The 20,471-nt window shown below is 76.3% G+C and carries 13 protein-coding genes and 1 riboswitch; of the genes, 5 read left to right on the top strand and 8 right to left on the bottom strand.

Features of this window, described 5'->3' with window-relative positions:
• Positions 1-29 precede the first annotated feature (29 nt).
• Positions 30-1,046, top strand: a complete 1,017-nt coding sequence (locus K7G61_RS27115; RefSeq protein ID WP_225849621.1) for a GNAT family N-acetyltransferase — start codon at positions 30-32, stop codon at positions 1,044-1,046.
• Between the two features lie 426 nt (positions 1,047-1,472).
• Positions 1,473-1,666: riboswitch (cyclic di-AMP (ydaO/yuaA leader) on the top strand.
• 5 nt (positions 1,667-1,671) lie between these two features.
• Positions 1,672-2,274, top strand: a complete 603-nt coding sequence (locus K7G61_RS27120) for a M23 family metallopeptidase (RefSeq protein WP_225849622.1) — start codon at positions 1,672-1,674, stop codon at positions 2,272-2,274.
• Between the two features lie 91 nt (positions 2,275-2,365).
• Here K7G61_RS27120 and K7G61_RS36625 read toward each other — a convergent pair whose 3' ends face one another.
• The 5 genes from K7G61_RS36625 to K7G61_RS27150 all read right to left on the bottom strand — a co-directional run bounded on the left by K7G61_RS36625 (position 2,366) and on the right by K7G61_RS27150 (position 12,286).
• The gene (locus tag K7G61_RS36625) at positions 2,366-5,269 is read right to left on the bottom strand and encodes a LuxR family transcriptional regulator (protein WP_263984918.1); all 2,904 of its coding nucleotides are present in this window, start codon (positions 5,267-5,269) and stop codon (positions 2,366-2,368) included.
• 247 nt (positions 5,270-5,516) lie between these two features.
• Positions 5,517-6,779, bottom strand: a complete 1,263-nt coding sequence (gene rho / locus K7G61_RS27135; RefSeq protein WP_374204248.1) for a transcription termination factor Rho — start codon at positions 6,777-6,779, stop codon at positions 5,517-5,519.
• A gap of 397 nt (positions 6,780-7,176) precedes the next feature.
• Positions 7,177-9,312: a restriction endonuclease gene (locus tag K7G61_RS27140; RefSeq protein WP_225849624.1), complete on the bottom strand. Its 2,136-nt coding sequence runs from the start codon at positions 9,310-9,312 to the stop codon at positions 7,177-7,179.
• A gap of 322 nt (positions 9,313-9,634) precedes the next feature.
• Positions 9,635-11,035, bottom strand: a complete 1,401-nt coding sequence (locus K7G61_RS27145) for a D-alanyl-D-alanine carboxypeptidase family protein (protein ID WP_225849625.1) — start codon at positions 11,033-11,035, stop codon at positions 9,635-9,637.
• 249 nt (positions 11,036-11,284) lie between these two features.
• Entirely contained in the window at positions 11,285-12,286 is a 1,002-nt protein-coding gene (locus K7G61_RS27150; RefSeq protein ID WP_225849626.1) for an LLM class flavin-dependent oxidoreductase, read from the bottom strand.
• Positions 12,287-12,471: 185 nt separating this feature from the next.
• Between K7G61_RS27150 and K7G61_RS27155 the strand changes: the two genes are divergently transcribed.
• Positions 12,472-13,755, top strand: a complete 1,284-nt coding sequence (locus tag K7G61_RS27155) for a transglycosylase family protein (protein WP_225849627.1) — start codon at positions 12,472-12,474, stop codon at positions 13,753-13,755.
• On the opposite strand, the gene K7G61_RS27160 is transcribed toward K7G61_RS27155, so the two are convergent.
• The 3 genes from K7G61_RS27160 to K7G61_RS27170 form a co-directional block, all read right to left on the bottom strand.
• Positions 13,737-14,621, bottom strand: a complete 885-nt coding sequence (locus K7G61_RS27160) for a phosphatase PAP2 family protein (protein ID WP_225849628.1) — start codon at positions 14,619-14,621, stop codon at positions 13,737-13,739. The genes K7G61_RS27155 and K7G61_RS27160 overlap by 19 nt on opposite strands.
• A gap of 152 nt (positions 14,622-14,773) precedes the next feature.
• Entirely contained in the window at positions 14,774-15,778 is a 1,005-nt protein-coding gene (locus K7G61_RS27165) for an aldo/keto reductase family protein (RefSeq protein ID WP_225849629.1), read from the bottom strand.
• A 33-nt stretch (positions 15,779-15,811) separates the two neighbouring features.
• Positions 15,812-16,507, bottom strand: coding sequence for a hypothetical protein (locus tag K7G61_RS27170; RefSeq protein WP_225849630.1), 696 nt, complete (start codon positions 16,505-16,507; stop codon positions 15,812-15,814).
• Positions 16,508-16,769: 262 nt separating this feature from the next.
• Between K7G61_RS27170 and K7G61_RS27175 the strand changes: the two genes are divergently transcribed.
• The gene (locus K7G61_RS27175) at positions 16,770-19,568 is read left to right on the top strand and encodes an alpha/beta fold hydrolase (RefSeq protein ID WP_225849631.1); all 2,799 of its coding nucleotides are present in this window, start codon (positions 16,770-16,772) and stop codon (positions 19,566-19,568) included.
• Positions 19,565-20,440 carry an ABC transporter permease gene (locus K7G61_RS27180; protein ID WP_225849632.1) on the top strand — a complete coding sequence of 292 codons (876 nt, stop codon included), beginning with the start codon at positions 19,565-19,567 and terminating at the stop codon, positions 20,438-20,440. The genes K7G61_RS27175 and K7G61_RS27180 overlap by 4 nt, the downstream gene beginning before the upstream one ends.
• Positions 20,441-20,471 lie beyond the last annotated feature (31 nt).

Genomic DNA, 20,471 nt, shown 5'->3' on the forward strand with positions numbered 1-20,471 from the left:
GGCGGACCCCGCTAGCGTCCCGGAGCACCATGACTGTCGCCATCGCGCCGCTGACCGCCGAACACATACCCCTGGCCGCGCAGCGGTACGACCGCTGGTTCGCCCGGGCCCGCCGCCCCCCGTCGCAGCGGTCCTGGCTGGCCGACGGCCCGGTGCGCGGCGAGGAACTCCTGGGCAAGCTGCTGACCACGCCGGGCCTTGAGGCGTGCCGCGCCATGGACGGCGACGGCGGCCTCGCCGGGCACCTGGCGGCCGTGCCCGTCGACCTCGCGCGCGACGACCCGGCGGCCCTGCGCGGCCATCCCCGCGCGGCGCTGGTCCCGCACGGCGGCCACGCCCTGCCGTCCGGCCGGGAGAGCGAGGTGCTGCGCGCCCTGTACGCGCGGGTCGCCGAGCGCCTGGTCGCCGACCGGCGGCTGGTCCACTACGTCGAGGTGCCGGCCGGGGAGTCCGCCACCTCGCCCTGGTCGGACCTGGGCTTCGGCCGCGAACTGGTGCACGGCCTGATGGCGGTCAGGGCCCGCGGCCGGCAGCCCCGGGGTGTCGGGGGGCTGGCCATCCGGCGGGCCGGGCCCGGCGACCTGCCGCAGATCGGCCGGATGGCGGCCGAGGCGGCCCGCGGGCAGCGCGGCTCCGCGATGTTCCAGCCGCAGCCCGAGCAGGCCCTGGCCGCCCTGCGCGTCCATTACGCCGACGCGCTCGCCGACCCGAGGTGCGGGGCGTGGATCGCCTCGCGGCGGGGCGAGGAGATCGGCATGGCGGTCGTCGTCCCCGCGGCCCCCGGCCCGGTGACACCGGAGTCCTGCGTCGAGCTGGCCGAGGCGTACGTGGATCCCGCCTCGCGCGGGGAGGGCATCAGCCGGGTGCTGCTGGCCACGGCGCTGGCGTGGGCGTACGACAACGGGCACCGCTACATGTCGGCCCGCTGGCACTCCGCCTCGCCGCTGGCCGCCGGCCACTGGCCGGCCGTCGGCTTCCGGCCGGTGGCCTACCGGCTCAGCCGCATCCTGGACGCGCGGATCGGCGGCGCTCCGGGCACGTACTGAGTACCTGATGACCGGCTGACCGGCTCCGTTCGGCCCCGGCTCGCGGCGCCACTCGCGCCCCCGAAGTGACGAATGCCAACAAGTCCTATAAATCGGACATTTCGGAGTGGTGCACCTCACGCGGCTGACGGCGTGTGAGCGGCATCACGGGACCATCACCGTCCGGGGCCCCGGCGGAGCCCACCGTGGCCGAGGGGGGTCCGATGTCACCCGCCGCCGCGGAGGTGTGTGCGCACCGTGAGGCACTCGTGCACGCAAACCGCGTCGGCGCATGACGGCGAGTCACGCCCGCCGTATCGCAAGAAGTCGGGCATGTCGTACTTGCTTGCCGCTCGATCGGGCCGTCGTCTAGCTTCCTCTGCGGCGGGCCGGATGCCCGCTCTCCCTTCCGCCGGGTGGATCGCCGAATCCTGCCGCCGCCCGGAGACGGATCGTTCGACCAAACCGCACGGCAGGAGCGGGGGACCCAGGTAAGCCGCCGTCCCGGGACACCGGACGGCTCGGGGTGAAGTCACGGCCCGCGCGCACCGCGTGGCCGCCGCGCCCGCCGGCACGGCACCGTGACCGGGCATCTCCTGCCCGAACCCGACAGCTCACCTCGCAGGCGCAGGAGAGGACGTCTTTCATGCCCGCCAAGGGAAAGCACCGCAAACCGCGCAGCCTCAGCCGCCTCACCCGCATCTGCCTCGCCGCCGGCACCGGCGCCGCGGCCCTCGCGCTGCCGCTGGCCTTCACCGGCAACGCCTCGGCCGCCGAGCCCGCCAAGGCCCCGGCCGCCGTCGTGAAGGCCGCGCCCGCCGCGGCGAAGGCGGCCGCCGGCACCGGCTGGACCAAGCCGGTCGGCAACGCCCCGATAGGCACCAAGTACCACCAGGCCGGGGCCCACTGGTCCAGCGGCTACCACACCGGCGTCGACTTCCTGGTGTGGACCGGCACCCCGGTCCACTCGGTGGCCGCAGGCACCGTGGTCCACGCGGGCCCCGACGGCGCCTACGGCAACGACGTGATCATCAAGCACCCGGACGGCAGGTACAGCCTGTACGGCCACCTGTCGCGCGTCGAGGTCTCCGTCGGCCAGAGCGTCACCGAGGGCCGGCAGATCGCCCTGTCCGGCGCCACCGGCAACGTGACCGGCCCGCACCTGCACTTCGAGGTGCGCACCACGCCGTACTACGGCTCGGACATCGACCCGGTCGCCTACCTGGCCTCCCACGGGGTCACCATCTGACCCGCGCCACCCGCGGGGCCGCACAGGCCGTGCCCGCCCGGTTCCCCGACCCCGGGCGGGCACAGCCCCGTTCGCGGTCCCGTGAGCGGGACTAACCGAAGATCGCGGCGAGTTCGCCCCGGGAGACCACGCCCAGCTTCGGATACGCCTTGTACAGGTGGTAGCCGACGGTACGCGGGCTGAGGAAGAGCTGCGCCGCGATGTCGCGGTTGGACATGCCGCGCGCGGCCAGCCGCACGATCTGGGACTCCTGCGGGGTCAGGCCCGCCTCCTCGGCCGGCGACCGGGTGCCCTGCGGGGCCGTCACCGAGGCGCCGGCCGCGCCCAGTTCGCCCAGTGCCCGTGCCGCCCACGGCCTCGCGCCCAGCCGCTCGAAGGCGTCCAGCGCCTCGCGCAGCCGGCCCTGCGCCTCGCTCTTGCGCCGCACCCGGCGCAGCCACTCGCCGTACAGCAGCGCGGTACGCGCCGTCTCCATCGCCCGCAGATGCGGGTCGTGGGCCGCGAGGGCCTCGGTGAAGTACGCCTCCGCCTCCGCCTCGGGCGCGCGCAGCGCCCGGCAGCGGGCCACCAGGGCCCGCGCCCACCGCTGCCCCGAGCGCGCCGCCCACGCCTCGAACCGGGCCAGCGGCTCGTCGGCCCGCTCCGGCACCCCCAGGCGTACCGCCGCCTCCACCAGGTCGGGGACGCTGCGGGTGGCCGAGATGTGGTGCCGCACCGACTCCCCGGTCAGCAGGGACAGCCGGTCCAGGGCCGCCTGGGCGCGGCCCAGGCCGAGTTCGAGCAGGCCCTGTGACCAGTACGCCCACGGCGCGCCCGGCGCCATCGCCCCGCTCGCGCCGGCCGACAGCGCCATGTCCACGTGCCCGCGGCACTCCTCCTCGTCGCCCCTGATCGCCGCCACGTGCGCCAGCGCGCTGCCGAGCTGGCTCACCCACTGGGCCTGCCCCGCGTCCCGGGAGATCCGCAGCCCCTCGGCCGCGGTGGCGTACGCGTCCTCGTACCGCGACTGGAAGATCTCCGCCTCCGCGTGGAAGAACATCAGCGTGGTCAGCCGCCCCAGGCCGCCGCTCTCCCGGCTCTCCGCGATGAGCGCGGTGGTCAGTTCGTACGACTGCGCGTCCTGGCCCAGCGCCAGGCCGACCCCGCACAGCATCACCAGGTCCCGCGGGTCGATCCGGCCGCCCCGCGCCGCCCGCGCACCGGCCGCGGCCGCGTCGACGGCCGGGGGCGCGTGGCCCGCGGCCCCGCTGCCCAGCGCGCCGGTCAGGAACTCCGCGACCGGCCGGATCGGCGCGTCCTCGGGCAGCCGCAGCGCCCGCAGCCGGTCCAGGGTCTGCGCCACCTCGTCGCCTCCCAGGTACCACGCGGTGTGCGTGGCCTGCACCAGCATCCGCGCGGCGCGCTGCGGATCGGCGCCGGCCACCAGGCCCGCCCCTTCCAGGAGCACCCGGTGCGCGGCCGGGAACGCCCCCTGCCAGAAGTCGGCGAGCCCCCGCACGTGGAGGGTGCGGGCCCGCAGCACGGCCGAGCCGGGCCGCTCGCCCGGGGAGCCGCCCGGCCCGGCGTCACCTGTTCCTTCCAGGGCGCGGGCCGCCTGCTCGGCGAAGCTCCGGGCGCGGGCGAGTTCGCCCGCCTCCGAGGCCGACTCGGCGGCGAGCACGAGGCGTTCGACGCGGGCGGCGGGGTCGGTGCTCAGGCGGGCCGCGCGCTCGTAGGCGGCCATGGCGGCGGCGTGGCCGCTGCGTTCCCTGGCCCGGTCGGCGGTGTCCTGGAGGACGGCGGCCACGGCCTCGTCGGGGCCGGTGGCCGCTGCCGCCAGGTGCCAGGCGCGGTGGTCGGGGTCGGCGACCGGGTCGGCCGCGTCCGCCAGCGCGCGATGGGCGGCCAGCCGGTCGGGCAGCGGCGCGCGCTGGTAGATCGCCGCCCGCATGAGCGGGTGACGGAACCGCAGCCGGTCCTCCTGGTCGACGAAGACCAGCCCCGCCTCCTGCGCCGGCGGCAGGTCCGACAGGCCCAGCCCGAGCGCCGTCGCGGCCCGCAGCAGGAGCTCCGGGTCCCCCGAGTGGTCGGCCGCGGCCACCAGCAGCAGCATCTGCGTGCCGGGCGGCAGATGGCTGACCCGGCCGTGGAAGGCCATCCGCAGCCTGCTGGTCAGCGGCAGTCCGCCGGGTCCTGCGGGCACGGATTCCGCGCCCGTGCCCATGCCCGCGCCCGCGGACGCCGACGCCGACGCCCCGCGCAGCGCCGTCGGCAGTTCGAGCAGGGCCAGCGGATTGCCCTGGGCCTCGGCCAGCACCCGGCGGTGTACGGGATCGGGGAGCGGCTCGCCGCCGGCGGCCAGCAGCGCCTCGGCGGCGCCCGCGTCCAGCGGGCCCAGACCCAGCTCCGGCAGGCCCGCGGCGGGGAAGGCGCCCTCGCCGTCGCGCACGGCGAAGACCATCGCCACACCCTCGGCGTCCAGCCGCCGGGCCGCGAAGACCAGCGCATCGACGGAGGCCCGGTCCAGCCACTGGGCGTCGTCGACCACGCACAGCAGCGGACCCTCGCCCGCGTGGTCGGACAGCAGGGACAGCACGGCCAGACCCACGAACATGGGCTCGCCCGCGCCGCCCGAGGCCAGACCGAACGCCGCCGCCAGGGCCCGGCGCTGCGGCTCGGGCAGCGCGTCCAGCGACCCCATCGCCCTGCGCAGCAGCAACTGCAGTCCGGCATAGGGGAGTTCGGCCTCGAACTCGATGCCCGCGCCGCGTACGAGCGTCATCGGCGCGACCGCCTCGCCGCTGTCGCCTGTACCGTCGCCCTCGGCGCCCGCCCCGGCCTCCCGCCGTGCCTGCCCGCCGCCCTGCGCGCGCGCCACCGCGTACTCCAGCAGCGCGCTCTTCCCGATGCCGGCGTCGCCGCGCAGTACGAGCACGCCGCTGCGCCCGGCCCGCGCGTCGTCGAGCAGCGCGTCGATGGCGGCGGCTTCCCTGTCCCGTCCGTAGAGCATGAGCATGCCGGGCACGCTAGCCGACACCACCGACGGCGCGGGCACCCGACCGTACGCGGCGCGGTCCGTGTCCCAACTCCGTGTCCCCAGCCTTGTCCTCAGTCGCGTCCCCGATCGTGTCCCCAGCCGTGTCCCCGCCGGGCCGTCTCCCCGCGTGGCTCCCGGCGCGGGATCGTGACGCGCGGCGGGGGGAGCGGACCGCCGCGTTCGCGGGGGTGGCCGGTACGGGGGCTCTTCGCCGCGCGTGCCCGGATCATCCCTCGCCCGGGAAGGTGCCCCGGACCTTGCGCAGGAAGGCCGCGTTGTCGGGGGTCTGCTTGATGCGGTCGAGCAGGACCTCCGAGGCGGAGTGGGGGTCGCGGCCGAGCAGGGCCCGGCGCAGACCGTGCACCACGGCCAACTCGTCGGCCGGCAGCAGCAGTTCCTCGCGGCGGGTGCCGGATCGGGCGAGGTCGACCGCGGGAAAGATCCGGCGCTCGGCGAGGGACCGGTCCAGGTGCAGCTCCATGTTGCCGGTGCCCTTCAGCTCCTCGTAGTAGAAGTCGTCGGCGCGCGAGCCGGTGTCGACGAGAACCGTCGCCAGGATGGTCAGCGAACCGCCCTCCTCGGCGGCGCGGGCCGCGCCGAAGAACCGCTTGGGCCCGAGCAGCGCCGCCGCGTCGACGCCGCCGGACAGGGTGCGGCCGCTGCCGCCGCCCGCGGTGTTGTGCGCGCGGCACAGCCGGGTCAGCGAGTCCAGCAGGACCACCACGTCCTGCCCGCGCTCCACCAGCCGCTTGGCCCGCTCGACGGCGAGGTCCGCGACGGCGATGTGCTGCTTGGCGGGCTGGTCGAAGGTCGAGGCGATCACTTCGCCCCGCACCGCACGGCGCATGTCGGTGACCTCCTCCGGGCGCTCGTCGAGCAGGACGACCATCAGGTGGGCGCCGGGATGGTTGGCGGCGAGCGCGGCGGCGAGGTTCTGCAGCAGAACGGTCTTGCCGGCCTTGGGCGGGGCCACGATCAGGCCGCGCTGGCCCTTGCCGACCGGGGCCATCAGGTCGATCAGCCGCCCGGCCGCGGCGCCCGATCCCTTGAGCACCTCGCTCTCCAGGCGCAGCCGGTGGGTCGGGTGCAGCGGGGTCAGGTCCGCGAAGCGCGGCCGCCGGCCGCCCGGCGGCAGCCCGCCCACCCGCACGACCTCGGTGAGGGCGCCGGACTTCGCGGCCATGCCCTCGACCAGGTCCCCCTTGCGCAGGTCGTGCCGCTGGACGAGCTGCCGGGGAACGGAGACGTCGTCGGGCGACGGGAGCAGCCCGTGGCCGCGCAGGCGGCCGCCGCCCTGGCCGCCGGTGAGGTCGAGTACGCCCGCGACGTGCCGCGCGGGGGACTCCCGCCGGTCGGAGGGGCGTTCGAGACGCTGGAGTGTGTCGGTCATGGGGTCGTCCTCTCGGGACGGGGAAAGGGAAGCGAAGGAAAAAGGAGGCGTTCGAAAGGGGGAGGGCAGGAAGGGAAGGCGGCGCACGGCGTCGAACATGCGGGCGCGGGCGGGGCCGTCACGCTCCGCGTACCGCGGGAACCACCGGGGGACCGGTGCGAGGGGGGCCCGGCGGGAGGCCCGCGGGGCGGGGCGTCCGCCGGATCGCGCACACGGCGCGGACGGCCGGGAAAGGCGCCGGGCCGGTGGATTCGTACGAGTGGTCCGAGGGGCCGGTGAGAGGGACTCAGGTGCCGAAGCGAGGCACGGACTTATACGTCCCTGCCTTCACGATAGCACAGTGACCGTGCCGGGTCGGTGGACGCCGGGTCGGTGGTGGGGTGGTTCGGCGGAGGGTGCGTGGGGTGGGCCGGTGGTGCGGCGGAAGGTGCGTGGGGGCCCGGTCCGGCAGCAGTGCACGGTCGGGCCGGGAGCGGGGTGCGGCGGTCGGGCCGCCTCACTCCACCTCTATGCCGTGCTCCTGGACCAGGTCGACCAGGCCGCCCGGGCCGGGGTAGCCCTTGCCGCCGGGTACGAAGTCCCAGTTCCCGCCGGGGCGTTTGCGGAAGGAGCCGAGGACGAGGGCGGTCTCGCCGGGGCGGCCGTCGGAGACCTCCAGCCGGTCGGCCTCCGCCCCGGAGGGGTCGGTCAGGCGGATACGGGCGCCGGTGAAGCCGGACAGGTCCGCGCCGGGATCGGCCTCCGGGTCGATCGCGGCCACCAGCACCACCCGGTCGGCGCGGGCGGGCAGCCGGTCGAAGCTCACCCATATCGCGGCCTTGTCCCCGCCGAGGGCCGGCATCATCCGCACGCTGCCGTCGGGCGTGCGCGGGTTGTTGAAGAAGACGAAGTGGTCGTCGCCCAGCGCCCGGCCGCCGTGGCAGACCAGGGCGCACACGTCGAGCCGCACCGGCCCCTCCCACCACAGGCCCAGCACGCTGGCGTCGGGCTCGTCGTCCGGGCCGCCCGCCGCCGCGCCGGCCGTTCCCGGCGCGTCCGTGCCGGAGGCCACCGCCGATGCCCCTGCCCCCGCCGGCGCCGGGCCGAGCCGCCCGGCCAGGCCGTGCTGGTGCAGCAGTTCCACGAGGTCGGTGCCCGACACCAGGGTCAGCGGCTTGCCACTGGCGAAGGCGTACGAGGTCGGGCCGAAGCCGGAAGTGGTGATGAGGACGCCCTTGTTGGCGCCGATGCTCTGCACGGTCCCGTACAGGTCGCGCACGTACGTGGGTGCCACCGTGTTGCGGTAGCGCTTGACCTGCACCACTATCTTCCCGCCCCTGATCGGGTCGGGGTCGAGGGCGTCCACGTCCACCCCGCCGTCGCCGGACCGCACGGTGGTCACCGCCTGCATGCCCATCGCGCGGAACAGCTCGGCGACCAGTTCCTCGAACTCCAGCGGGTCCATCGCCAGCAGGTCCGGCTCCTCCCCGCCGCCGTGCGTGACGACCGCGCGGCCCGCCTCGCCCGGCAGCCGGACCGGGGTGACCGGCACCCGCTTGTCCGGCCGTGCGGACAGCTCGCCGCCCAGCGCCTGCTCCAGGCAGTCGACCGGCTCGACCCGGGAGAGGTTGATCGCGGCGAAGTCGGCGCGCGAGGCGAGGACGGAGGCCAGGAAGACCGGTACGCGGTGGCCGGTGGCCGGGTCGGTGTCGTCGACGAAGCCGCTGAGCAGCACCGAGTCCAGCAGCTCGAACCGGTCGGCGCCGAACAGCTCGCGCAGCACCAGCAGCACGCACTGGGCCAGCAGGCCGCGGTAGGCGGAGCGGCGCTCGGCGGCCGGCCGGGCCACCTCCTTGTCCCGGTCCGCGGTCGGCATGTAGCGCACCGCCGCGGCCTGCGGCACCACCGAGTACGGGGGCAGCTCCCAGGTCAGCACCAGCCGCCGCTCGGGCGCCTCGTACGACGCGGAGACCTGCCGGGGCAGTCCCTCCGGCCAGGCGGGGGAGGCGTAGAGCGCGGCGGTCAGGTACTCCTCCACCGCGTCGGGCTCGCGCCGGCCGAGGGCGGCCAGCGTCGCGCGCACCCCCTCGTTGTGCCGGCGTATGTCCGCCAGCCGCTGCTCCGCCCAGCGGCGGTACTGCTGCTCGTAGTCCGCCAGCATCCGCTGCCTGCGGGCCTCGGCGTCGCGCGCGGCCCGCAGGTCGTGCTCGTACCGCGCCCGGGCCTCCCGCTGCTCCTGCCGTCCGCCCGGGCCCCAGCCGGAGTGCCGCGCCACCCCGTACGCCTCCGGCCGCGGCATCGCGATCGGCTCGGCCAGCCGGCCCGGGGCGAACGGGTCGAGCCGTTCGGGGACCAGCATGGCGTCGGGGGAGAAGAGCGGCGCCCGGCAGCCGGTACGCAGCAGGTCGCCCAACTCGGCGAACCTGCGCTCCAGTTCCTCGGTCCTGCGGCGCGCGTCCTCCTCGCGGCGGGCCCGGTACGCCGCCTTCTCCTCCTGCCGGCTGCGCGCCAGCGCCCGCTCGGCCGCCCGCCGCTGCCGCTGCTCCTCGCGCTCGGCCTGCGCCCCGGCCCTGCGCTGCGCCTCCGCCTGCCGCTGCTGCTGACGCTGGATCTCGGCCCACGTGGACACCAGTCCGGGAGGACGACGGCTCATGCGGTGACGGCTTCCTTTCGGCGGCGGCAGGCGCGCACGGGCAGCCTCAACTGCCGGGCGGACCGAGGGTACTGCCGACGATACGACCACGTCGCCGCCGTGTCCCGAACCACCCCGCCGCCACCGCTCGCACCCCCGGCGTCCCGCCTCCGCGTACCCCCCGGCACCCCGCGGCGCCGCACCGGACCCGCACGTGCCGGGCCCGCACTCCCGTCCCGTGCCACGCGCCTGCCGCGCGCTCGTGCCGCGCACGTTTCCCGCCCGGACCACCCGCCCGCGCGGTGCGCGGATAGGGTGCGCCGGGCCGGGCCGGCCGGCTCCGTCAGCGGGCCCGCGCCGGGCCGCGGCGGCGCAGCAGGAGCACCGAGACCGCCGCCGCCAGCACCAGCGCGCCGCCCACGTACCAAGCGGTGGGCGAGGCGACGGCGGAGCGGGACGGGGAGGACGGTTTCGCCGGGTGGGTGGCAGTCGTGGCGCGGCCGTTGTCCGCGGGCGCGTGGTAGGCGGCCGGGACGGCGTTGAGGGTGCCGACGGAGCCGGTGCGCCCGGCCGCCCGGAACCCCCAGTCGAGCAGCGCGGCCGCCTCCCGGTACACGGCCTGCGGAACGCCCGACTGGGGGTTCATCACCGTGACGATCAGCGTCCGCTCCCCGCGCCGCGCCGCCGCCACCAGGGTGTTGCCGGCGTGCGTGGTGTAGCCGTTCTTCACACCGATGATCCCGGGGTACGGGGTGACCCCGTTGGCCCCGGTGAGCAGCCGGTTGGTGTTCTGGATGCCGAACGGCTTCGCGCAGTGGCCGTGCGCGTCGCAGCCGCCGGGGAACACGGCCGTCGCCGTCGAGACGTATCCGGCGAACTCCGGGTTCGCCAGGCCCGCGCGGGCGAAGAGCGCCAGGTCGTACGCGGACGACACCTGCCCCGGCATGTCGTAGCCGTCCGGCGAGACCACGTGGGTGTCGTACGCGCCCAGCATCCGCGCCTTGGCCTGCATCTGCGTCACCGTCAGCGGCACCGAGCCGTTCATGTGCGCCAGGACGTGCACCGCGTCGTTGCCCGAGGCGAGGAACACCCCGCGCCACAGGTCCGACACGGCGTAGGTGTGGCCGACCTGGACGCCGACCATGCTGCTGCCCTCGCCGATGCCGGCCAGGTCCGACTCGGTGACCGTGTGCCTGGTGTCGGCCGGCAGGCGCGGCAGCACGGTGTCCGCGAACAGCGTCTTCAGGGTGGAGGCGGGCGGCAGTGCCCGGTGGGCGTCCTTGGCGGCCAGCACCTGACCGGTCCGCGCGTCGGACACCAGCCAGGACAGCGCGGACAGCCCGGACGGCAGGTCGGGCGTCCCGTCCTGGGGCCGCACCTGCACCCCGGGCGCGGACAGCAGCGGCCCCCCGGCCGGCGCCTCGGCCGCCGCGGCGACGGCGCTCCCGGGCTCGCGTACGGAACCCGCCCCGGCCTCGGACCCGGCGGCCCGCGCCCCTGCCTCGGATCCGGCCCGCGAACCGCCCCGAGAGGCGGCCTCGGGCCCCGCCCCCTGCCCTGTCCCGGAGGCGGCCGGAACACGGCCGGCCGCGACCCGCGCGGCGGCGGCCGGAGCGGACGGGACCCGGGCGGACGCGGCCTGCGCGGCCGACGCGACGGGCAGCGCGGCCAGGCAGCAGACGGCCGCCAGCGTGGCGGTGCGCGGACGGGTGCGCGCCCGCGAGGTGGGACGGAAGGCAGTCATGCGGTCACCGTAAGAACAGAAGTCCCCGCTCGGCACGACGGCGCCGCCCATCCCGGTGAGGGAAGCCCGCGACGGTGACCCGATTGGGCGGACCGGACGGGCCGTCACCTGCCCGCATCCGCATCGGGGCTGACAGGACGTCGGCCCGCGTGCGGCACGGCGGCCGGCCCGGGCGCGCTGCCGTACCTCTCCCGGCCGGGTGCTCGAACGGTGACGGGGCACGGAGTACGGGGCCCGGCGCCCCCGGCGTCAGCGCACGAGCGCGGCCAGCAGGCGGTAGGACTCCAGCAGCGCGGCCCGGTCGTACGTACTCGTCGTCACGAGGAACTCGTCCGCGGCGCTGCGCACCAGCAGCGACTCCAGGGTCTTCGCCACGTCCTCGGGGGCGCCGTGCACATGGCCGGTCATCGCCTCGTCGAAGCGCTCGCGCTCCCGCGCGCTCATGCCGCGCGCCATGACGGACCCGTAGGAGGAGAGCGCGGGGAAGACGCCGTGGGTACGGGACCAGGCGGCCGACCACGCCTCGGGGACCAGCAGCCGCCGCGCGCTGTCCGGGTCGGCGGCCACCGCGACCGTGCCGGAGAGCACGACGTACGGCGCCGCCGCCCAGGGGGACGGCCGGAAGGAGGCGCGGTAGCCGTCGATGGCCCGCAGCACCGCCTCCTCGCCGCGGACACCGCCGATCACCAGCGGCAGTCCGTGCGCGGCGGCCAGGTCGGCGCCGCTGCCCACGGCCAGCAGGAACGGCGCCGGGCGCAGGCCCTCGGCCGGCCAGGCGTGCACCCCCGGGTGGGCGCGCTGCGTGCCGCTGAACCAGCCGAGCAGCTCGGTGAGCTGGTCGCCGAACTCGTCGGCCGCCTCCTTGCCCCGGCCCAGCGCCTTGCGGACGCCGTCGGTGAATCCGACCGAGCGGCCCAGGCCCATGTCGATCCGCCCCGGGTACAGCGACTCCAGCACCCCGAACTGCTCGGCCACCACCAGCGGCCGGTGGTTGGGCAGCATCACCCCGCCGGTGCCGACCCGGATCCGCGATGTCGCCGCGGCGAGCGCGGCGGCCAGCACGGTCGGCGCCGAACCGGCCACCCCGGGCACGCCGTGGTGCTCGGACACCCAGAACCTGCGGTAGCCGAGCGCCTCCGCCTCCCGGGCGAAGGCGACCGTCTCCCGCAGCGCCGTCGGCGCGTCCTCGCCCTCCCGGGTACGGGACCGGTCCAGCACGGAGAACGGCGCGTCACGCAGTACGGAGCTCACCCTTCTTCCAACACCTGCCGGCCGGCCGGATTCCCGGCCGCGCCCCCGCGCCGGCGGGAACGGTGGTACGGCGGCGCTTCCGGTGACCCCGGGTACACCCTTGTGTGCCGGTCCGTGACGGGCCTACGCTTTGGCCGCCCCAAGCCCGCCGGGCACGGGGCCACCTCCAGGAGAGGACTCGTGCCATGTCCTTACGTGGGCGCCACCGCCGCTACCGGCCCAGCCGGGTCTCCCAGGCATCCCTGACCGTCACCGCCGGCGGCGCCGGCCTCGCGCTGCCCCTGATCGGGCTGAGCAGCGCGCACGCGGCGGGCGCGAACGTATGGGACAAGGTCGCCAACTGCGAGTCCTCCGGCGACTGGAGCGTCAACACCGGCAACGGGTTCTACGGCGGGCTGCAGTTCGCCGCCAGCACCTGGAAGGCCTACGGCGGCTCCGCGTACGCCCCCCGCGCCGACCTCGCCACGAAGAACCAGCAGATCGCGGTCGCCGAGAAGGTGCTCCGCGGCCAGGGCCCGGGCGCCTGGCCGGTCTGCTCGGTCGAGGCGGGGCTGACCCGGCAGGCGGCCTCGGCCTCGCACCTCGTCCAGGTGGCCACCGTCAGGCCCCGGCCCGCGCCGCACCGCACAACGAAGCCGGCGGCGGCCGAGGCGCGCGAGATCCCGGCGCACACCCGCAGCGCCGACCGTACGCCCGCGCACCCCGCGCCGCACACGGCGGACGCGCGCTACACCGTCGTCGCCGGCGACACGCTCTCCGGCATCGCCGCCGACCACCATGTGCACGGCGGCTGGCCGGAACTGTACGACGAGAACCGCGCGGTCGTCGGCGCCGACCCCGACCTCATCCTCCCCGGCCAGCGGCTCGCGCTCGCCGCCCCCGCCGCGCCGGCGAAGGCCCCCGCCAAGCCGGTCCACCACCGCACCACCGCGAAGCCGGTGCCCGAGCACGAGTCCAAACCGGCGGCCGAACCCGCGCACAGGCCCGCCCCGGCGTCGAAACGCGGCGGCGGCACCCACGCCCCGGAACGGCACACCGCCCACACCTCCACCCCCGTACGTACCGACTACACGCTTCCCGTCGAGCACGCGCCCATCGGAACGCCGTACCACGAGGAAGGCGGCAACTGGGCCAGCGGCTACCACACCGGGGTGGACTTCCTGGTCTCCACCGGCACCGCCGTCCACGCGGTCGCGGACGGCACGGTGGTCACGGCCGGCTGGGGCGGCAGCTACGGCTACCAGGTCGTGATCAAGCACGCCGACGGCCACTACAGCCAGTACGCGCACCTGTCGCAGATCTCGGTGAAGGTCGGCCGGCGGGTCACCGCGGGCCAGCGGATAGGGCGCTCGGGGTCCACCGGCAACACCACCGGGCCGCACCTGCACTTCGAGATGCGCACAGGACCGGTCTACGGCGACGACATCGACCCGCTGCGTTTCCTGCGGGCTCACGGCGTGTCGGTCTGATCCTCCCGCCCGTGCCGCTGCGGTCCGCCCCCTTCCCGGTGCTGCCCGGTGCCGCGGTCGTCCCCGTCCTCCCCGGTGTCCCCGTCCTGCCCCGTGTCCCCGTCCTGCCCCGTGTCCCCGTCCTGCCCCGTGTCCCCGTCCTCCCGGGTGTCGCGGCCGTCGGCCACGTACGTCAGCAGCGGCAGGGTCACGGCCAGCCAGAACCCGGCGAACAGCCAGCTGCCGAGCACGTCGGTCGGCCAGTGCACGCCCAAGTACACCCGCGAGCAGCCGACGGCGACCGCGACCAGGCAGCACAGGACCGCCGGCCAGCGGGCGCGCAGACCCCTGAAGCCGGGGGCGCGATCGGGCCGCAGCCGCAGCAGGCCCCAGGTCAGCAGGCCCGCGGCGATGGCGCTCGACGAGGTGTGCCCGGACGGGAAGGAGTGGCCGCTCGCGTGCACCGCCCAGTCCGCGACCGGCGGCCGGCCGCGCCGCAGCGCCGCCATCAGCCCGGTCCGCACCGCCTGCCCGGCCAGCAGGACCACCAGGGCGAGCAGCGCCATCGGCACGGCGCGGCGCATCCGTGCCGCCCGGTCGCCGGCCGCCGCGACCTTCGCGGAAGCCGGACCGCCGCCGTAGGCCGCCAGACCCGCGAGCCAGCCGCCGAGCGCGGCCACCAGCGGCGGGAAGACGCCGGTGCCGGTGTCGGTCACGAGCCGGGCGGCGACGGCTGCCGCGTGCGGGCGGTGGTCGACGGACCAGCGGTGCGGCCCGGTGTCCACGGCGTACGGATGGTGGCTCAGCACGACCCAGGCGAGCAGCGCGAAGGCCGCGGCGAAGGCGGCCGGCGGCAGCAGCCGCGACCAGGGGACGCGGGCGGTCATCGGGCCCCTTCCTCCGGGGACCGCGCGGGCCCGCCCGGCCATGATCCGACTACAGGGTTGTAGACAGACTACGCCGGGCGGCCCGCGGAAGCGGAGCCGGGTGCCGGGTGCCGGATGTTGGATGCCGGATGCCGGGCTTACGGACGCCGGGCTTACGGACGCTGCGCCGGCACGTTGTCGTGCACGCGCTTGGGGTCGGTGACCGCGACCGGGGCGAGTATCTCCTCGATCCGGGCCATCAGGTCCGCCTCCAGCCGCACGCCGGACGCCTTCACGTTCTCCGCCACCTGGTCCGGGCGGGAGGCGCCGACGATCGCGGCGGCCACGTTCGGGTTCTGCAGCACCCAGGCGACGGCGAGCTGCGCCATCGTCAGCCCCGCCTCGGCGGCAAGGGGCCGGAGCAGTTGCACGCGCTCCAGCAGGTCGTCCCGCATCCAGCGGCTGATCATGTTCGCGCCGCCCTTGTCGTCGGTGGCGCGCGAGCCCTGCGGCGGCTGCTGTCCCGGCAGGTACTTGCCGGTCAGCACGCCCTGCGCGACCGGCGAGAACACCACCTGACTGATGCCGAGTTCCTCGCAGGCGGGCACGACCTCGCCCTCGATGACCCGCCACAGCGCCGAGTACTGCGGCTGGTTCGACACCAGCGGGACGCGCAGCTCGCGGGCGAGCGCGTGCGCCCGGCGGATCTGGTCGGCCGTCCACTCCGAGACACCGATGTAGTGGGCCTTTCCCGCGTGCACGATGTCGGCGAACGCCTCCATCGTCTCCTCCAGCGGGGTGAACCGGTCGAAGCGGTGCGCCTGGTAGACGTCGACGTGGTCGGTCCGCAGCCGGCGCAGCGAGTTGTCGATGGACTCCATGAGGTGCTTGCGCGACAGGCCGCGGTCGTTGCGGCCGGGTCCGGTCGGCCAGAACACCTTGGTGAGGATCTCCAGCCCCTCGCGGCGCTCGCCCTTGAGGGCGTTGCCCAGGACGGACTCCGCCCGGGTCTGGGCGTACGTGTCGGCGGTGTCGAACGTCGTGATGCCCGCGTCGAGCGCCGCGCGCACGCACGCGGTGGCCGCGTCCTCCTCCACCTGGGAACCGTGGGTGAGCCAGTTTCCGTAAGCGATTTCGCTGATGATCAGGCCGCTGCGGCCGAGGTGACGGTATTCCATGGCGCTCGACTCTAGGGCGGCCGTGGCGGAACATCAGCGGCGGGGGCTGACCAGCAGGTATGCGGAGCCTTCGCGGGTACGGTGCAGGGTTGGCTGCCAGCCGCGGCCGGGCAGCAGGGCGGCGACGCGGTCCAGCGGGCCGGGGCGGCTCGGACCGGGGTCCGGCTCGGGCCCGGCGCCGGGCCGGTGCGGGTCCTTCCAGGCCAGGCGGACCGCGCCGGGGTGGGGGGACGGCGTCACCGTGTAGCCGGGCGTGTCCGGCCGGGCCGGGGGGCAGCCGGCGGCTTCGAGGGCCAGCGCCACGGCGTGCACCTGGCGTTCGAGCTCCCAGGGGGCGGGGCGGTCGGTCCGGCCGTCCAGCAGCACCTCGCGGATCCGCAGCAGCCCCTCCCAGGCGGTGGCCACCTCGGCGGCGCGGCCGGGCGCGGGCGGCGCCTCGCCCGTGCCGTCGTCCGCGGTGAAGCCGACGCCCGCCCGGGCGTTTTCCCGCGCGCCGGAGCCGGGGGCGGGGGAGGGGACGTCCTCCCGTGGCGGCGCACTCAGCGAGGAACGCAGCCGCAGCCCCTCCGAGGTCAGGTAATAGGCGTGATGGCCGCCCCGGCCGTGCGGCGCCGCCAGCCCGGCCGCGACCAGCCGCACGCACACCTCGGGCCGCGCCGACAGCCGCCCGGTCGCCGGATCCGACTCGGCGACGGCCCTGCGCTGCGCCGCGGTCAGCCCCTTGCCCATGGCCTGGACCCTACCGCCGGGCGCCGACAGCGCCGCTCGTACCGCGATCCCGGCCCCGCGACCGGCCGCCGCTCGTACCGCGACCGTTCGCCGACGCCATGCGAACCGGCCACGAGGACCCCGCGCCTCAAGCCCCCGCGCCTCAAGCCCGCGCGCCTCAAGCCCCCCGCGCCCCGAGGGCTCCCGCCCCGAACCCTGTGAGATGCCGGGGAAACGCCCGCCTCCGGCCGGGCGGCAGGGCGCGGCCGCCTACGATCGGGGGATGGATCTTCGCATGCCGCGCCCGAGCCGCCTCGGCCGTGCGAGCAGGCCCGGCCGTCCGGGCCGCTTCGGGCGCCTCGGCCGCCGCGGGCGACGGCTCGCCGTCGCGGGCGCGCTCGCCGTGCTCGTGGCCGGCGGGGCGGCGGCCGGGGGAGCGGTCGCGGCGGGGGGCGGTCCCCGGGTGCACCGGGTGGACGCGATGCTGAGCGGCGCGGGCGGGGTGCGCCTGGACACCTCGTACTTCACCGCGGGCGGCCCGGGACGGCGGCCCGCGGTGCTGCTCGGCCACGGCTTCGGCGGCAGCAAGGACGACGTGCGCGGGCAGGCCGAGGCGCTCGCCCGGCACGGGTACGCCGTGCTGACCTGGTCCGCCCGGGGCTTCGGGCACTCCGGCGGCCGGATCGGGCTCAACGCCGCCGACGGCGAGGTCGCCGACGTCAGCAGGCTCGTGGACTGGCTGGCCGCCCGCCCCGAGGTCCGGCTGGACGCGCCGGGCGACCCCCGGGTCGGCGTCTCGGGCGTCTCGTACGGCGGGGCGGTCTCGCTGCTCGCGGCGGCGTACGACCACCGGATCGACGCCATCGCGCCCCGGCTGACGTACTGGAACCTCGCCGACGCGCTGTTCCCGGACGGCGTCTACAAGAAGCTGTGGGCCGGGATCTTCTTCTCCGGCGGTTCCGCGCCCACGGTGTCCGGCGCGGTCCCGGCGGGCCCCGCGGCGACCGACGGGCCCGCGGCCGCCTCCGGCCCGCCGGCCGGCCACGGCGCGGGCGGCGGCGGCGACCCGGTGTGCGGGCGCTTCGAGCCCTCGATCTGCGCGATGTACGAGAGGGTGGCGAGCAGCGGCACGCCGGACGAGGCCGCCCGGCGGCAGCTCGCCGCGCTCAGCCCCGCCGCGGTCGCCACGCGCCTGAAGGTGCCGGCCCTCCTCGTGCAGGGGCAGGGCGACTCGCTGTTCACCCTCGCCCAGTCCGACGCGATGGCCCGGGCCATCAGGGCGAACGGCGCGCCGGTCGCGGTCGACTGGGTCAGCGGCGGCCACGACGGGGGCGACACCGAGGACGGCCGGATCGACCGGCGGGTCACGGCCTGGTTCGACCACTACCTGAAGGGCGGGACCGGCCGCGGCACCGGCCCCGCCTTCCGGGTCACCCGCACCGGCGGGCTCGACTCCAGCGACGGCAGCGTAGTGCTGCGCGGCGCGAGCGGCGGCGGCTACCCGGGACTCGACGGCACGGCGCGGCTGCGCACGGCGCTGTCCGGCCCGCCGCAGCGGATCACCAACCCCGCCGGCGGCTCACCGCCGGCCGTGTCGGCGGTGCCCGGCGCCGGCGCGCTGACCGGACTCTCCGTGTTCGGCACGGGCCTGACGGTCGACTTCCCCGGCCAGTACGCCCACTTCGACTCGGCCCGGCTGACCCGGAGCGTCACCGTCACCGGCGCCCCGGCCGTCACGGTGCGCGTCGCCACCACCGCGCCCGACGCGGTGCTCTTCGCCAAGCTGTACGACGTGGCGCCCGACGGCAAGCAGAGCCTGCCGTCCTCGCTCGTCACCCCGCTGCGCGTCGCCGGCTCGCCGGCCGGGGCCGTCGTACGGATCAGGCTGCCCGCCGTGGACCACCGGTTCGCCGCCGGGCACCGGATGCGCCTGGTGCTGTCCACCACCGACCTGGAGTACGCCTCGCCGGCCGCCGCCTCGTCCGTGACCGTCTCGCTCGCCGGTCCCGGGCTGACCGTGCCCACCGACCCGGCGCTGCGGGCCGACGCGCCGCCGCTGCCGTGGTGGGTGTGGGCCCTGCCGCCGCTCGCGGTGGCCCTCGCGGCCGCCCTGCTGGCCGCCGGCCGCCGCCCGGTCCGGCCCCGCCCGGCCGATCCGGCGACGGCCGCGGTCCCGCTGCAGATCACCGGGCTGAGCAAGCGGTACGCCAAGTCCGCCGACCGGTACGCCGTGCGCGACCTGTCGTTCCGGGTCGAACCGGGCCAGGTGCTCGGCCTGCTCGGGCCCAACGGCGCGGGCAAGACCACCACCCTGCGCATGCTGATGGGCCTGATCCGGCCGGACGAGGGCGAGATGAGGATCTTCGGCGAGGCGGTACGGCCGGGCGCGCCGGTGCTGTCGCGGGTCGGCGCGTTCGTGGAGGGCGCCGGCTTCCTGCCGCACCTGACCGGCCGCGCGAACCTCGACCTGTACTGGCAGGCCACCGGGCGCCCGGAAGCCGACGCCCACCTGGCCGAGGCCCTGGAGATCGCGGGCCTCGGCGACGCGCTGGACCGCGCGGTGCGCACGTACTCCCAGGGCATGCGGCAGCGCCTGGCGATCGCGCAGGCCATGCTGGGGCTGCCGGACCTGCTGATCCTGGACGAGCCGACCAACGGCCTGGACCCGCCGCAGATCCGCGAGATGCGCGAGGTGCTCATCCGGTACGCGGCGGCCGGACGGACCGTCATCGTCTCCAGCCATCTGCTGGCCGAGGTCGAGCAGAGCTGCACGCACCTGGTGGTGATGGACCGCGGCCGGCTGGTCACCGCCGGCCCGGTCGCCGAGATCATCGGCTCGCAGGACACCGTCCTGGTCACCGTCGCGGGCGAGGTCACCCAGAGCCTCGTCGACAAGGTGGCGGCCCTGCCCGGGGTGGCGACCGCGGTACGCGAGGAGGACGGGCTGCTCGCCGTGCTGGACGGGATGACGGCGCCGCGGCTGGTGGCCGAACTGGTCAGGCTGGACGTGCCGGTGGCCCGGGTCGGCCCGCACCGCCGCCTGGAGGACGCCTTCCTCACCCTGATCGGAGGCTCGGCATGAGCACCCTGCCCACGCTGCCGCCGGCCCGCGCGAGCGCGCCCGGCTACCGGCCCGGCCGCACGCTGCGGCTGCGCGTCGAGGCACGGCGCCAGGTGCGCAGGCGCCGCACGATGATCGTGGCGGGGCTGCTGGCCGCGCTGCCGCTGATCCTCATGGCGGCGTTCGCGATCGGCGGCACGCCGAACGGCGACGGACGCAACGGCCCGACGCTCATCGACACCGCCACCACCTCGGGCGCCAACTTCTGCGCCACGTGCCTGTTCGTCTCGGCGGGTTTCGTGCTGGTGGTGCCGGTGGCGCTGTTCTGCGGGGACACGGTGGCCTCCGAGGCGGGCTGGTCGAGCCTGCGCTACCTGCTCGCGGCCCCCGTGCCGCGGGCCCGGCTGCTCGGCGTGAAGTTCGCCGTGGCGCTCGGCTTCAGCGCCGCCGCCGTCGTCCTGCTGCCGGCCGTCGCGCTGGCCGCGGGCACCGTCGCGTACGGCTGGGGCGACCTGCAACTGCCCACCGGGGGCACGGTGGCCGCGGGCGCCGCGCTGCCGCGCCTGGCAGTGTGCGTCGGCTACATCTTCGTCAGCTCCCTGGTCACCGCGGCCTTCGCGTTCTGGCTGTCCACCGTCACCGACGCCCCGCTGGGCGCGGTCGGCGGCGCGGTGGGGCTGACCATCGTCGGCAACGTGCTGGACGCGGTCACCGCGCTCGGCTCGTGGCGGGAGGCGCTGCCGGCGCACTGGCAGTTCTCCTGGGCCGACGCGATCCAGCCGGACATGGAGTGGTCCGGGATGATCGAGGGCACCTCGGTGTCCCTGTCGTACGCGGTGGTGCTGACCGCGCTCGCCTTCCGCGGCTTCCGCGCCAAGGACGTCGTCTCCTGACCGGCGGGCGACCGGCGAGTGAGCGGTGGAC

The sequence above is a fragment of the Streptomyces sp. HPF1205 genome, assembly GCF_020400825.1.
GTDB lineage: Bacteria > Actinomycetota > Actinomycetes > Streptomycetales > Streptomycetaceae > Actinacidiphila.

Bases quoted from the DNA above. Each gene is read 5' to 3' on its own strand.
- K7G61_RS27115 (WP_225849621.1), top strand. From the start codon at position 30: ATGACTGTCGCCATCGCGCCGCTGACCGCCGAACACATACCCCTGGCC.
- K7G61_RS27180 (WP_225849632.1), top strand. From the start codon at position 19,565: ATGAGCACCCTGCCCACGCTGCCGCCGGCCCGCGCGAGCGCGCCCGGC.
- K7G61_RS36625 (WP_263984918.1), bottom strand. From the start codon at position 5,269: ATGCTCATGCTCTACGGACGGGACAGGGAAGCCGCCGCCATCGACGCG.
- K7G61_RS27175 (WP_225849631.1), top strand. From the start codon at position 16,770: ATGGATCTTCGCATGCCGCGCCCGAGCCGCCTCGGCCGTGCGAGCAGG.
- K7G61_RS27160 (WP_225849628.1), bottom strand. From the start codon at position 14,621: ATGACCGCCCGCGTCCCCTGGTCGCGGCTGCTGCCGCCGGCCGCCTTC.
- K7G61_RS27170 (WP_225849630.1), bottom strand. From the start codon at position 16,507: ATGGGCAAGGGGCTGACCGCGGCGCAGCGCAGGGCCGTCGCCGAGTCG.
- rho (WP_374204248.1), bottom strand. From the start codon at position 6,779: ATGTTCGACGCCGTGCGCCGCCTTCCCTTCCTGCCCTCCCCCTTTCGA.
- K7G61_RS27165 (WP_225849629.1), bottom strand. From the start codon at position 15,778: ATGGAATACCGTCACCTCGGCCGCAGCGGCCTGATCATCAGCGAAATC.
- K7G61_RS27120 (WP_225849622.1), top strand. From the start codon at position 1,672: ATGCCCGCCAAGGGAAAGCACCGCAAACCGCGCAGCCTCAGCCGCCTC.
- K7G61_RS27145 (WP_225849625.1), bottom strand. From the start codon at position 11,035: ATGACTGCCTTCCGTCCCACCTCGCGGGCGCGCACCCGTCCGCGCACC.
- K7G61_RS27140 (WP_225849624.1), bottom strand. From the start codon at position 9,312: ATGAGCCGTCGTCCTCCCGGACTGGTGTCCACGTGGGCCGAGATCCAG.
- K7G61_RS27155 (WP_225849627.1), top strand. From the start codon at position 12,472: ATGTCCTTACGTGGGCGCCACCGCCGCTACCGGCCCAGCCGGGTCTCC.